The following is a 13,080-nucleotide window of genomic DNA, read 5'->3' as shown; positions in this document are numbered from 1 at the left end:
GGGTTGATTAATAGTTTTTCTGTTTGAAATTTCATCCCGCGAAGCGCATCGAGTTAAATCTCCGGTTGCGGGGCTTCCGGTTCCATTTTCTGTTCTACCTGGCGCTTGATGCTGCGGGCAATTTCCGGGCCGATGTAGGGGACGCGCGACAGCTCCTGCTCGCTCGCCATCTCGATGTCCGAGAGCCTGCGATAGCCTGCCCGGAACAGGCTTCTCCCCCGAACCCTCCCAATTCCGCGCAGCTGCACCAGCTCAAGAAGTTCTTCCCGGATGCCGTGCCTGACCCGCTGCTCCAGTTTTCTCAGCGGAGCCATCACTGGTTTGATCCGGAAAAGGCTGGAGAGCTCATGAGCTGAGTAAAGCAGCCACTTGGCGGTGTCGGCAGACCGGCGAATGTCCCCGGCCCCCACGCCAAACATCTCATGGATGTCATCCTCCCTCACTTCGTTTATCCAAGCTTGGAGCATCCTGGCCGTCTTCAGTTCCGCCAGCAGAGTCTCAAACCTCTCCGGTTCACTTCTGCCATCGGGTATCTCCGTCAGCAGCTCGTCCGCGTGTTCCAAGAAGAAGGCCTCCAGCTCCTCGTAATCGCCCTGCCTGAGGTACAGCAGCTCCATGTCCGGCGTGTGGCAGATCAGGTGAAGCAGTCCGATTTCCGTTGGCTCCTTAGAGGCTGCCCCGCGGAGACCATCGCGGAGAACCACGGCGGAGAGGGGGTCGATGTAGAGCATCGAGACCCGCCTCCCGAACTCGGTCGCGAAGAGCAGCTTTTCCTCCTGCTTTATCATCCCCTCGCGGTCGAGGAAGTCAAGCACGCGCTGCACCACCCGCTGGACATCGCTCACGCCGTATTGATGGGCGAAAAAGGTACCCGACATAAAGGCAAGCAGCGCGGCCTCGTCGCTCACATATCCCGCCGCAATTGAGGCAAGAACGTGGGTTCTGAGCGCAGGTTCCGAGGCCAGCTTGGAGGTAATCCGCTCAGGCTCGGCCCGGATGAACTTCTCAAAGAGGGCTTCAACCTCATTTTTGCTCTTGGCGATCAAAACCGCCTCCCCGTGCCGGTCATACTGGGGCCTACCGGCTCTGCCCGCCATCTGGTAAAACTCAAGCACGGGAATGAAGACTTGGCCATACGGCTCCACGTATCTCCGGTAGTCCCGAATGACGGTCCTCCGAGAAGGCAGGTTGACGCCCATGGCCAATGTGGGCGTGGCACAGACCACCTTGATCAGGTTCTTCCTGAAGGCATCCTCGACCGCCTTTCTCTGCACATGGTGAAGGCCAGCGTGATGAAAAGCTACGCCCTTGCGGATGCAGCCGGCCAGCTCCCGGCAGGCCCGGGACGGTTCGCCCAGCGCGCTCTCCGCTATTCGGGCTACATCCTCTAGACGCTTCTTCTCCTCTGCTGACAAAGAATCGGATATTTTTTCTGAGATCAACGCTGCCGCGGCCTGTGCCGAACGTCTTGTGTTGACAAAAACCAAGGCTTGGCCCCCCTCCTTCACCGTGCTGGCCGCAAGCGCCGTGAGGTCGTCTTCCATCTTTACGTCCAGCTTAAGCTTGCTTCCGTCGTCGAACCATATCTTTCCGTTAAAGTAAACTCCCTTCCGAAGCGGAACCGGTCGCCATTCGCTTTTGACCAGTTCGGCCCCCAGCCACTCAGCTATCTCATCGGCGTTTTTCACCGTCGCCGAAAGCGCCAGAATCTGGACGGCGGGATTGACCTGCCTGAGCCGGGCTGTCAATACCTCAAGGGTAGGGCCGCGACCAGGGTCGTCGATCAGATGAACCTCGTCTAGGACCACCACTGCAACTACATCGGCCAGCCACTTGGCACGATGGCGTAGCAGCGAGTCCACCTTCTCGGAGGTGGCGACGAGGATGTCGTAGTTAGCCAGCCTGGGGTCGACATAATCGAAGTCGCCGGTACTTATCCCGACCTTGACACTCAGCGGCTCGTACTTCTCCTTGAAATCTTCGTACTTCTCGCTGGCGAGGGCGCGCAGGGGCACGATGTAGAGGCACTTGCCCTTCCCCCCCAGCACCGACTTAAGCATGCAGAGCTCCGCGATCAGCGTCTTCCCCGCAGCGGTGGGTATCGCCATTACCAAGTTTTTGCCGTCGAGAGCTCCCTTCTCCACCGCCTCCTGCTGCGGCGGGTAGAGGCTGGAGATTCCAGATTGCTCCAGTATCAGGGATAGCCGAGCGTCAAGACCGTACCTATCACATACCTCGCTGATCTTCAAGCCAGCACCGTCAAGAAGATTAGCCACCATACTGATTAATCTTGGGGATGACTGGATGGATGCCTTCATCGCCGCCTGCCGCGAGGCAATCCGGAGAATACTGGGTGCTGGGCCAATCAATCGCAGCGATTTATCTCGAATCAAGACCGAAATCTGTCGCGAGTTCAAACTTTCTCGCCCGCCGCGAAATTCTGAGCTCCTCGCCGCGGCCACCGCCGAGGAAAAGGCCAGAATCATCGCGACACTCCGGCTCAAGCCCGTGCGCTCGATTTCAGGTGTCACGGTGATCACGGTCATGCCCAAACCATATCCCTGTCCGGCTGAGGAATCCTGCATCTACTGCCCCGGTGGCCCCGCGAGCAACACCCCCAAATCCTACACAGGCAAGGAGCCCGCCGCGGCCCGGGCGCTTCAGCATCACTACGATCCCTACGCCCAAGTCAGGAGCAGGATCGAACAACTGCGCGCCATCGGCCATGATGTGGATAAGGTGGAACTGATCGTTTTCGGCGGGACCCTGACCTGTTACCCTAGGGAATATCTGGAATGGTTCATGACCCAATGCCTGAACGCCGTCACAGGGGTACAAAGCCAGAGCCTGCAGGAGGCCCAGATGGCGGCGGAGAGGTCGGCCATTCGCGTCAGCGACATCGCGCTGGAAACCCGTCCGGACTACTGCAAGGAGCCACAGGTTGATTTTCTCCTCGAGCTGGGGGCCACCCGCGTGGAGCTAGGGGTCCAAACCGTTTATGAGGATATCTACCGCCTGATAAAGCGGGGTCACACCGTTGATGATGTCGTTGAGGCCACGCGCATCGCCCGGGATTCTGGTCTTGCCGTCGTCTATCACCTGATGCCCAACCTGCCCGGATCCAACTACGAGCGCGATTTAGAGATGTTCCGGACCATTTTCAACGATGAGCAATTCAAGCCGGACGCGCTGAAGATCTATCCCACGTTGGTCATGCCTGAAACCGAGCTTTATGAGATGTGGCTCCGGGGAGAATACCGGCCGTACTCGTTCGACCAACTCGTGGATCTCATCATTGAGGTAAAGAAGCTGACGCCGAAGTGGGTCAGGATTCAACGGATCCAGCGGGATATACCGGCCAATCTGGTGGTCGAGGGTGTCAAACGCGGCGACCTCAGGGCCTTGGTCCAGCAAAGGATTAAACAGCAGGGTTGGTCCTGCCGGTGCATCCGCTGTCGTGAGGTGGGGCACTTCAGCTACCGGACGGGAATTGAGCCCCGCCCTGAAGACATCCAGCTGATAGTCGAGAAATATCGTGCCTCGGCGGGCACCGAGGTCTTTCTCTCCTTCGAAGACACGGCAAACGACGTGTTAATCAGTCTGCTGAGGCTGAGGGAACCATCGGAAAGAGCCCACCGGCCTGAGCTTGGTGATGCCACCATCGTCCGGGAACTCCACGTGTACGGACCGCTGGTCAGGGTGGGGCGGAAAGCGAGCCCGAGCGAATGGCAGCACCGGGGCTTGGGAGAACGGCTTTTGCAGGAGGCGGAGAGGGTTTCCCGCGAGAATTTTGGAGCTAGGAAGATCTTGGTGCTGGCCGGGATCGGGACGCGGGAGTACTACCGGAGGCTGGGATATGAAAGGGAAGGGCCCTACATGGTCAAAAAGTTTGAACACAATAAGCCTTAAAAGAAGCGACCTTTAGTTCCTTTCGATACTATGTATTTAGAAACAGACTCATACCTAGACATCCTCAGGAGGAGATTGAGCCAGGAAAATCTGGATAAATTGCTAGCAATAGACAATGCCGTCCTCCACGAGTTCGTGGCCAAATACATCGAACATTGCAACCCCGACGATGTCTTCGTCAGTAGGGGGACGGAGGATGATTTAAAGTTCATCCGAGAAGAAGCCATCAGAAACGGGGAAGAAAGAAAACTGGCAATCGAGGGGCACACCGTCCACTTTGACGGCTATTATGATCAGGCCCGGGACAGAAAAAACACGAGGCTGCTGGTGCCCAAAGGAGTCGACATCGGGCTGGAAGCGCTGGCCGCCGGAGAGAGCCTCGGCCAGCTGGAGAGGGAAGCCGGCCTGAGGGAAATCCACGAGCTGCTGAAGGATATCATGAGGGGGCACCGGCTTTACGTTCTGTTCTTCTGCCTCGGTCCCACCAATTCCGATTTCTCCATCCCCTGCCTTCAGCTGACGGATTCCCCCTACGTGGCCCACAGCGAGAACCTGCTCTACCGTCAGGGTTACTCGGAGTTCAGGAGGCTGGGGAGAAAGGCTAGGTTCTTCAAATTTGTTCATTCTGCGGGAGAGCTGGTTAATGGGGTGAGCAAGAACATCGACAAGCGCCGGATTTACGTCGACCTCAGCGACGAAACGGTCTACAGCGTTAACACGCAGTACGGCGGTAATACCATCGGGCTGAAGAAGCTTGCGATGCGGCTGGCGATCAAGCGGGCCTCGGAAGAGGGCTGGTTGACCGAGCATATGTTTATCATGGGCGTTCACGGCCCCGGTGGCAGGCTGACCTATTTCACCGGGGCCTTTCCCTCCCTCTGCGGCAAGACCTCGACCTCGATGATGCGGGGGGAAAAGATAGTTGGGGACGATATCGCCTACCTGAAGATAAAGAACGGCGGGGTTCGGGCCGTTAACGTCGAGCACGGAATGTTCGGCATTATCCAAGGAGTCAACTCCAAGGACGACCCGATCCTCTGGAAGACGCTTCACAGCCCGGGCGAAATCATTTTCTCCAACGTCTTGGTGCTGGAGGACGGCAGCGTCTACTGGATCGGCCATGACGGGGAGGTGCCCAAGCGGGGCATCAACCACTCCGGAGAATGGTTCTTGGGAAAGAAGGACGCCGAGGGCAACGAGATTCCGCCCTCACACAAAAACGCGAGGCTCACCCTAAACATGAAACTGCTGGAGAACCTCGACCCCAGAATTGACGACCCCCAGGGAGTTGAGGTCTCAGGAATTATATATGGAGGGAGGGATTCGGACACCTGGGTACCGGTGGAGGAGGCATTCAACTGGGTCCATGGGATCGTGACCAAAGGAGCCTCGCTGGAATCCGAAGCCACAGCCGCGGTTTTGGGGAAGGAGGGCACGCGGGAGTTCAACCCAATGGCTAACCTCGACTTTCTTTCCATTCCGCTGGGAAAATACATTGAGATCAATCTCAAGTTCGGCGCGGGCCTAGAGAAACCGCCCAAGATCTTTTCGGTGAACTATTTCCTCAAGGAGGGCGGCAACTACCTAACCGGCAAGCTCTACAAAGCAGTGTGGCTGAAGTGGATGGAGCTCCGCTGCCACGACGAGGTCAAAGCTAGGAAAACACCGACCGGCCTCATCCCGATCTACGATGACCTCAAGCGACTCTTCAGACAGGTGCTTGACATTGACTACGCTAAGGAGGACTACCTGAAGCAGTTCAAGCTGAGGATCCCCGAGCATCTGGCGAAGATAGACCGAATTCTGAAAATTTATTCCGCCAAGGTGCCGAACACGCCGCAGGAGGTTTTCATGGAGCTAGAGAACCAGCGGCAAAGGTTGCTGCAAGCCCGGGAAAAGTACGGGGAGTATGTTTCACCTGAGAACTTTGAAATTGTGACCTGATCTCATTGAGGCACCGTTTTATTGCTTTGGATTAAAGTGGTTACGGTGCTCTCGTGGTCGTGGCCAGGCTAGATAAAGTTGTGGTCGGAGACGGCCGACCTACGGTAATTATCGGGGCGATCAATCTCAGTGACAGCTCCTTTTATCCCGGATCGGTCGTCAGAGGACGCCAAGATATCATCAGAAGGGCGCGGGAGATGGTGAAGGAAGGAGCCCAGATTATCGATATCGGGGCCATGGCCACCGGGCCCAAGTCGATGCCCGTCTCGGAGAAACAGGAAATACGGATGCTAATTCCTGCCATTAAGGCCGTAGCTGCCGAAGTTGATGTACCGGTTTCTGCCGACACCCAACGGGCGGCCGTGGCCGAGGCCGCAGCTGCAGCGGGGGCCTCGATAATAAACGATGTCAGCGGGCTCAAGGCCGACGAACGCATGGCCGAGGTGATTTCAAAGACAGGTTGCTCGGCTATTCTCATGGCCGCCAGAAAGTTTCCCGGTGATGTTTACACGATCAGCGAGATCAGAGAAGCGCTCCTATCAAGCCTGAACATCTGTCGCCGGCAGGGGCTCTCTCTGAAAAAAGTCGTCGTGGATCCGGCGTTTGGGCAGTGGCCGGCAAGGCTCAGCCGACTAGGGCCTAAGACGAGAAAAAAATTAAGTAAACGCGGCTACAGTCTAGCTGCATCCCTCGACTTCAGGATTTTGGCGAAACTGAAGGAGATCAAAGCCGAACGACCCATCTGTGTCGGCATCTCGAGGAAGTCATCAATCGGTGAGGTGCTAAATCTCCCCGATCCAGCAGCGAGGCTATTTGGATCCTTGGCCGCCGCCGCCATTGCCGTCCTCAACGGGGCGCACGCGCTGCGGACCCACGACCCAATGGAAACTGTGCATGCGGCCCGAGTCGCGGAGGCTATTAGGGATGCGGTGGGGTGAGGTTGTGGAAGTTTTCGGACTGAGCCTGCCTCTGGTGGAACCGGGTGATGACCTTCCGTCGATGATACTGAAGGCGGCGGATCAGATTGGTGGCCTACGCGACGGTGACATTGTCGTGGTTTCCTCAAAGGTGGTAGCGGTCGCCGAGGGGAGGATCAAGGAGCTGTCGAAAATCAGGCCGTCGCCGAAGGCAGAGAAAATCGCGGCGAAAAGCGGCCAACCGCCGGAGCTGGTCGAGCTGATTTTGCGCGAGGCGGACCGGGTGCTTAAGGTTCATCGGGGCGTCCTGCTGACGATAAAGGACGGAATCATCTGCGCCAATGCCGGCGTTGACCTTTCCAACGCCCCCACAGGCAAGGCGATTCTCCTCCCGCGGCATCCTGAAAAGACCGCCGAGAGGCTCAGGCTCGCCCTGACGTCGGGGTCGGGTGCCAAGGTGGGGGTGGTAATCTCGGACAGCGTTGTTCATCCTCTGAGGCTGGGCACGACGGGCCAGGCGATCGCCACGGCGGGGATCGAGCCCGTCATCGACTGCCGGGGCAAGCCTGATCTTTACGGAAAACCGCTGAAGCTAACCTATCGGGCTATCGCCGACCAGCTCGCCAGCGCCGCGCAGCTGGTGATGGGGGAGGCCGGCGAACGGGTTCCGGTCGCGGTGGTGCGTGAGGCCGAGGTCGAACTGGTTAATAGGCCTCGCTGGTCCCCAAAGATTCCGCCTCGCGAGTGCCTCTATTATGGTGCCCGAAAATAAGATTCGGTTTGGGTAAGATTTGGCCCCGATTTATCTAAGCAAGCACTTCAAGGGCGACTGCTGCTCCTAGGATGATCCCGACGACTGTGTCCACACCTGAAGTACTGCCGAAGTTCATTGAATTAGATATTAAGTCACCAAAGTCAAGTTCTCCAGATAGCAAAGCCTGATATAATTTCACCAGAACTTCATTGACCTCGCCATGGGCGGCTAGTTTCAGCATCTGGGCGCTGAGAAGATTGGTGCTCTCCACCGAGGAGATAATTGCCTTGTTTATCTCTCGGAAAAGACCGGCCTGTTTACCAAACGATTTTGAAATCCAGTGAAGAGCGCTAAGGTATCCGATGAGCAAATCGTCGGCTGATGGTGTCAGACCCGGTCCCAGACCAATGAGGCCCTTGGCCGCGGCCTGGACACCTTCGATGTTTTCTTGTCTGGTCGCTCTCACCAAATCAACAATGTGGGGCAGCGCCGCCCGAGAAACCACGTTAATCGCAGCCGTGGCTGGTCTCTTCATGTGAAGTATTTCTTCCAGATAAAACAACAACTGTCCTAAGCCCTCGGTTCCCGACCAAGCTCGGGCGCGTTCTTTTAACGCGCTCAGGGACTTTTTGATCTGGGCCGGGCTTGCCGGATTTTCGATACCGTTTGGAGGTCTCCAGACCATAACCCCGGCGAGGTCGATGTCAAGGACATCGCCAATAGTCATATGACTGCTGGCCACTCTGACGCCCATGCCCTTTTTGATCCCCAATTCCGAAATTTTTTCTGCGGGCGAAAGGTCAGTTATCAGGTCCATCGGGCTGAGGACCACATCGCTTCTCCCAACGCCCACCAGAGCCGTGCCGAACAAAATGTTGAAGGTCCTCTCAAAAACACTGTGGACTTTACCTTCGCTCTGAGCGCTCAGGATGTCAAAGGCAAACCTGCCGGCAACGGTCGCCTTTACCCGCCGCTTCTTAATCAGGACAATCACCTGTTTTTCCGCTACAGGGCTGAAATGACTTAATCTGCATCTCGATTAATCTTGATGGTTTAATTTCCGTGGATGACAACCTCGCTTGGTGAAAAAGACGGCCTCGAGGCCAAGAATTTTAAGACCACATCCACAGCGGCCTCGACTCCCAAAATATCCGTGTCTATAACGATGTCGGGGGACTCGGGGGCCTCCATCTGGCTATAGACGATGCGGACGGACCTTTCAGCTATCCTGTTCTTTCTGGCCTCGTTTCTCCTCAGGCAGGTTTCCAGAGAACACTTGAGATAAACGGTGATAACCTCCTGTCCTTTTCGCTTCGCAATCTCCTCGATGCCGTCCCTCCATTCTTGCCGGTAAAAGGTTCCATCTAAGATGAGATATTTTACCGAGCGAGCGTGTTTTTCTGCTTCAGAAAACATATGTCGGCATACCCTCCTCTTGAAATTCGCAGTTGAAATGATCTTGGAACCGCTAAGCCGCTCCGCGAGCTTTCGGGCAATTTCCGTCTTGCCTGAGCCGGGCGGCCCACAGAACATCACAATCATTCGATTAAATTTCATTTCTTCAACATCAAAATTATTTAACTTCTCAAAAACTCAGTGAAGTTGGAACATGGCCATCATAGCTCTGCTCTCAGATTTAGGCGGGAAGGACCACTTCGTCGGCGCGATTAAAGGGGTGATTCTCTCAATAAATCCAGATGTGGTCATCGTTGACATCACCCATGAAGTTACCAAGTTTGATGTCTTTACAGCGGCCTTTACTCTGGCCAACGCGGCTGAAACCTTCCCCAGCGGGACCATCTTTGTCGCCGTGGTCGACCCCGGCGTCGGGACGAAGAGAAAGGGCATCCTTTTGCGCACCAAGAACGGGCTGCTCTTCGTCGGACCGGACAACGGAATTTTCACCCTAGTGGCGCAACGATTCGGCGTGAAAGAAATCAGGGAACTGAAGAATCCAAAACTTGTGCGGGAAAAGATATCGGCCACTTTTCACGGACGCGATGTTTTTGCTCCTGTTGCAGCCCATCTGAGCCTAGGGGTCAAAGCCGCGGAGGTAGGTCCGGTTCTCCCGGCCTTGACGGAACTCTCACCCCCAAGGCCGAAACTGGCGGGGAAGGAGATAGTTGGGGAGGCGATGGCGGTTGACGGGTTTGGAAACATCCTGACCAACATCGACCATAAACTCATTGAAAAATTTGCGGAAACTGGTAACAATTTAGAAATCGAGATGTGCGGCAGAGTTCTGTCCGCTAAGCTTGTCAAAACCTTTGGAGAGGTTGAGCCCGGCGAGATTCTCTGTTATGTTGGTAGCGCCGGTCTGCTTGAAATCGCGAAAAACTTGGGAAATTTGGCCGCGGATATCGGAGCCAGACCACATATCAAGATTAGATTGAAGAAAGCCTGAAAAGCCTGCTCTTACAAACATCGGAATAACCTCACGCGGCACCTGTTACAGAATTCGGAAGATTTTCTGTCGACCTCTAGAATGCTGTTGGAAAAACTCATGACGCACCTTGGATTGTTACAGTGGTCGAGTCCAAAGACATGGCCCAGCTCATGAACCGCCTCCTTCTTCGCTCGAATCCAAAACAACTCCGGATCCGGGGCCTGTCCGTAGAAAGCCGGGTTCAGGCGATATATTGACACCAGAGCCCCACGGCCCAGAAGCTGAGATAGGCCAAAAACGAAATTAAGTTCCGGAACATAGATGTCCACGTTAACAATCCCGAGGATGACGCTGTCCTTGTTCGCCCTTAAGAGCAAATAGTGGAGAACGGTTTCAGCTCGATACTGCTGTCGCTGCGCGTCATAGGCGTTGGGCGGGAGGCTTTCTATAGAAAATAACACACATTTTTCGACCAAGGGCTTGAAAGTTTTAATCAGCGCCGCGGGAAGCCGCTGAAGGATTAGAGGAGGCATATTCCCAACGGCGATAATTTCAATTTTCATAATCTCAGAAATCATTGGCGCTGGCAACTCAAACCTTTATCGATTTTTTTCATTTTATTGCAGAGAACCCGGAACAGACGCTTTGTGTTTAACATGGCGAGGGAAAACCAATCGCCGAAGCTAGCGTAAGTGAACGGTACTTCAATTCCAAGCTCACGGGCGATTTCATAGCGCAGATTGCCATCAAGAATAACACCGCCTATCCTGGTGATTTTGACTGGCTTTTTTATGCCATGCTTGGAAATGCTTCTCCTAAGCCTTTCCCTCTCCTCTTCGGTGTGAATAATCCACCAAAGGGGAAAATGTCTCATGCTTTTTCGCACTCCTTTGCCGGGACCCGCCGAACGCTGGCCATAACGAAGCTGCAGAACTCGCATTTTAGAGTGGGCCCGCGGGGATTCGAACCCCGGTATCTACCGTGTGAGGGTAGTGTCTTGACCACTGGACCACGGGCCCAAGCTAAATCTTTCCTCGCGCTATTAATCCCTTTTTACTTTTCCAGCTCCCCAAGCAGATGTTCCAGCCGCGCCAGCATTTCCCGCTTCAAACCGATGAAAACTCCGCCCTCCTTGCCGCTGGCGTAAGTCGATTCGTTCGGTTTTATGATCTGATTCAAGATCGGAGACTCGATGTCGATGTGGGGAATCTTCGAACGCGTCAACGGGTCGCGCTTGTGGATGTACACCTTGGCCGGAATCTCTATCTTGCTCTCTGCCGGTCCGGTCATCACACCACCGGGTCCACTTGTGTCGAGACCCATTAACCATTAGCGGTGCTCAGACCAAAGGCATTTATTACTTTACCGACAGTTAATTTAAGAAGCTGGTTCGCATGCCGCCGATAAAGGTTTTGGAGGACATCCACTGGGTAGGCGCGGTGGACTGGAACATCAGGAACTTTCACGGTTTTACCTACACCACCCACCGCGGCACAACCTACAACGCCTACCTGATAGTTGACGAGAAGATTGCCCTGGTGGACAGCGTTTACGGACCGTTCACCGGGGAGATGATGGAAAAAATTAGAGAAATCGTTGATCCGTCCAAAATAGACTATGTCATCGCCAACCACGTGGAGACCGACCACTCGGGCGCGATCGCCGAGGTCCTGAAGCAGGCTCCCAAGGCCAAGGTCGTCGGGACGGCCAGGTGCAAAGCGGGGCTGGAGAAGCACTACTTCGGCGGCTGGGATTTCCAAGTGGTTAAGACTGGGGATGAACTAAACCTCGGCAGAAGGACGCTAAAGTTTCTCGAGGCGCCGATGCTGCACTGGCCCGACAGCATGTTCACCTACATCGAGCAGGACGCGCTGCTGCTGCCCAACGACGCCTTCGGCCAGCACCTTGCCTCCTCCGGCCGCTTCGACGACGAGGTGGACGAGGCGGTGCTGATGGCGGAGGCGGCGAAGTACTACGCCAACATCCTCTGGCCCTTCAGCACCCTAGTGTTGCGGAAAATTGAGGAGATCCAGAAGCTCGGGCTGAAGATCAGCATGATCGCGCCCAGCCATGGGGTCATCTGGAGGAGGGACCCGATGAAGATCATCAACGCCTACCTTAGCTGGGCCAAGGGCGAGGCCAAGCGGAAGGTGCTGGTCGTCTACGACACGATGTGGGGCAGCACCGAGAAGATGGCCAAGGCGATGGTTGAGGGGCTGAGGAGCGAGGGCGTCGAGGTGATGCTGTTCCGGCTGCCGTACTCCGACCGCAGCGACATCGTTAAGGAGCTTCTTGACGCTCGCGGGCTGCTGGTGGGCTCGGGCACGATCAACAACGGCATCATTCCGACGCTGGCGCCTTTCCTCGAGGACCTGGTGGGCCTGAAGCCCCGGGGCAAGTTGGCCGCGGCCTTCGGCTCCTACGGCTGGGGCGGCGGCGCGGTGAAGCAAATTGAGGAGGCGCTAACCAAGGCGGGGCTGGAGATCGTGATGCCTGGCCTGGCGGTGAACTGGGTCCCGAGCAAAGAGGAGCTTCAGAGGTGCTTTGAGTTCGGGAGGGAATTTTCCAAAAAGCTGTAGAAATTTCGCGCAGGTGCCGGTCGACCGCGCTGCACTATGCCTCCTCGATCTGAGAGAGTGATATGCGGCGTTGCCGACATCTGCGCGTGCGGAATCTCACCGTCAGTACCTGTAGACTCCGACCTTCCGTAGCAGTTCTGGCCTGTTTGTCAACAGCGCCTGTATAGCAAGGGCGTTCATCGCGAGCAGCGCGGAGTACACGCTCGTCGTTTTCTTCGCCAGTCCCTTGAACCTGAGCCAACATTCGCCGAGCATCTCCTTGAACCGCGAGTTTAACTGTTCGACAATGTAGCGCTTGCGCTTGCAAAGCGGCGGCGTGTAGCGGCGCTTGCCACTCCTTCGTGGGTTCGTGGCGATGTGCGGTTTCGCCCCGATTTCACTGCAGGCCTTTCGGTTGCTCTCGGCATCGTGCGCCGCATCGCCGATGACGTCCTTTGGTCTGAGTCCTCGAATCAATTCCGGCAGAAAAGGCGAATCGTACCTGTTTCCGGGCGTTACAACGGCTTTTCGAGGCAATCCGAGCCGATCCACGGAAACTGCATTGTTACATTAAATTTTTAAAATTGTCCTGAGACCGGTGTTTTGGCGGCT

Annotated in this window: 13 protein-coding genes and 1 tRNA gene; 6 read left to right on the top strand and 8 right to left on the bottom strand. The window is 55.8% G+C overall.

The genetic code is table 11. The features are described 5' to 3' along the window. Positions 1–53: 53 nt before the first annotated feature. Positions 54–2,249, bottom strand: coding sequence for an ATP-dependent DNA helicase (locus tag ACP5PX_RS02575; protein WP_428083674.1), 2,196 nt, complete (start codon positions 2,247–2,249; stop codon positions 54–56). A 55-nt stretch (positions 2,250–2,304) separates the two neighbouring features. Between ACP5PX_RS02575 and ACP5PX_RS02570 the strand changes: the two genes are divergently transcribed. Genes ACP5PX_RS02570 through cofE form a run of 4 tightly spaced genes read left to right on the top strand, consistent with a single transcriptional unit; the run spans position 2,305 to position 7,542 of the window. Next, a complete protein-coding gene (locus ACP5PX_RS02570) occupies positions 2,305–3,909 on the top strand; it encodes a tRNA uridine(34) 5-carboxymethylaminomethyl modification radical SAM/GNAT enzyme Elp3 (protein ID WP_428083672.1) in 1,605 nt (534 codons plus the stop codon). Positions 3,910–3,939: 30 nt separating this feature from the next. Beyond that, positions 3,940–5,853 carry a phosphoenolpyruvate carboxykinase (GTP) gene (locus tag ACP5PX_RS02565; RefSeq protein WP_428083669.1) on the top strand — a complete coding sequence of 638 codons (1,914 nt, stop codon included), beginning with the start codon at positions 3,940–3,942 and terminating at the stop codon, positions 5,851–5,853. Positions 5,854–5,906: 53 nt separating this feature from the next. Continuing rightward, the gene (locus ACP5PX_RS02560) at positions 5,907–6,791 is read left to right on the top strand and encodes a dihydropteroate synthase (protein WP_428083667.1); all 885 of its coding nucleotides are present in this window, start codon (positions 5,907–5,909) and stop codon (positions 6,789–6,791) included. 4 nt (positions 6,792–6,795) lie between these two features. Beyond that, complete coding sequence (cofE, locus tag ACP5PX_RS02555; RefSeq protein WP_428083665.1) at positions 6,796–7,542, top strand: coenzyme F420-0:L-glutamate ligase; 747 nt, start codon at positions 6,796–6,798, stop codon at positions 7,540–7,542. 34 nt (positions 7,543–7,576) lie between these two features. Here cofE and ACP5PX_RS02550 read toward each other — a convergent pair whose 3' ends face one another. Together ACP5PX_RS02550 and ACP5PX_RS02545 are read right to left on the bottom strand one after the other, a co-directional pair. Next, the gene (locus tag ACP5PX_RS02550; protein ID WP_428083663.1) at positions 7,577–8,518 is read right to left on the bottom strand and encodes a DUF2877 domain-containing protein; all 942 of its coding nucleotides are present in this window, start codon (positions 8,516–8,518) and stop codon (positions 7,577–7,579) included. A 59-nt stretch (positions 8,519–8,577) separates the two neighbouring features. Next, the gene (locus ACP5PX_RS02545; protein WP_428083661.1) at positions 8,578–9,081 is read right to left on the bottom strand and encodes an AAA family ATPase; all 504 of its coding nucleotides are present in this window, start codon (positions 9,079–9,081) and stop codon (positions 8,578–8,580) included. A gap of 52 nt (positions 9,082–9,133) precedes the next feature. Between ACP5PX_RS02545 and ACP5PX_RS02540 the strand changes: the two genes are divergently transcribed. Then, on the top strand, positions 9,134–9,928 hold the full coding sequence (locus tag ACP5PX_RS02540) for an SAM hydrolase/SAM-dependent halogenase family protein (protein WP_428083659.1): 795 nt from the start codon (positions 9,134–9,136) through the stop codon (positions 9,926–9,928). Positions 9,929–9,939: 11 nt separating this feature from the next. On the opposite strand, the gene ACP5PX_RS02535 is transcribed toward ACP5PX_RS02540, so the two are convergent. The 4 genes from ACP5PX_RS02535 to ACP5PX_RS02520 all read right to left on the bottom strand — a co-directional run bounded on the left by ACP5PX_RS02535 (position 9,940) and on the right by ACP5PX_RS02520 (position 11,200). After that, positions 9,940–10,473, bottom strand: coding sequence for an archaemetzincin family Zn-dependent metalloprotease (locus tag ACP5PX_RS02535; RefSeq protein ID WP_428083657.1), 534 nt, complete (start codon positions 10,471–10,473; stop codon positions 9,940–9,942). Between the two features lie 11 nt (positions 10,474–10,484). Continuing rightward, positions 10,485–10,850, bottom strand: coding sequence for a hypothetical protein (locus ACP5PX_RS02530; RefSeq protein WP_428083655.1), 366 nt, complete (start codon positions 10,848–10,850; stop codon positions 10,485–10,487). Positions 10,851–10,857: 7 nt separating this feature from the next. After that, positions 10,858–10,929: transfer RNA gene (locus tag ACP5PX_RS02525), tRNA-Val, on the bottom strand. 34 nt (positions 10,930–10,963) lie between these two features. Continuing rightward, positions 10,964–11,200, bottom strand: a complete 237-nt coding sequence (locus tag ACP5PX_RS02520) for a hypothetical protein (RefSeq protein WP_428083653.1) — start codon at positions 11,198–11,200, stop codon at positions 10,964–10,966. 104 nt (positions 11,201–11,304) lie between these two features. Here ACP5PX_RS02520 and ACP5PX_RS02515 point away from each other — a divergent pair, with 104 nt between their 5' ends. Next, on the top strand, positions 11,305–12,489 hold the full coding sequence (locus tag ACP5PX_RS02515; RefSeq protein WP_428083651.1) for an FprA family A-type flavoprotein: 1,185 nt from the start codon (positions 11,305–11,307) through the stop codon (positions 12,487–12,489). Between the two features lie 102 nt (positions 12,490–12,591). Here ACP5PX_RS02515 and ACP5PX_RS02510 read toward each other — a convergent pair whose 3' ends face one another. Beyond that, positions 12,592–13,020: a transposase gene (locus tag ACP5PX_RS02510; RefSeq protein WP_428083649.1), complete on the bottom strand. Its 429-nt coding sequence runs from the start codon at positions 13,018–13,020 to the stop codon at positions 12,592–12,594. Positions 13,021–13,080: the final 60 nt, after the last annotated feature.

This window comes from Hadarchaeum sp. (SeqCode) (assembly GCF_049969415.1).
In the GTDB taxonomy this organism is placed as follows: domain Archaea; phylum Hadarchaeota; class Hadarchaeia; order Hadarchaeales; family Hadarchaeaceae; genus Hadarchaeum.
The sequence above is the reverse complement of the archived record's forward strand: the minus strand, read 5'-3'. Positions and strand labels throughout refer to the sequence as shown.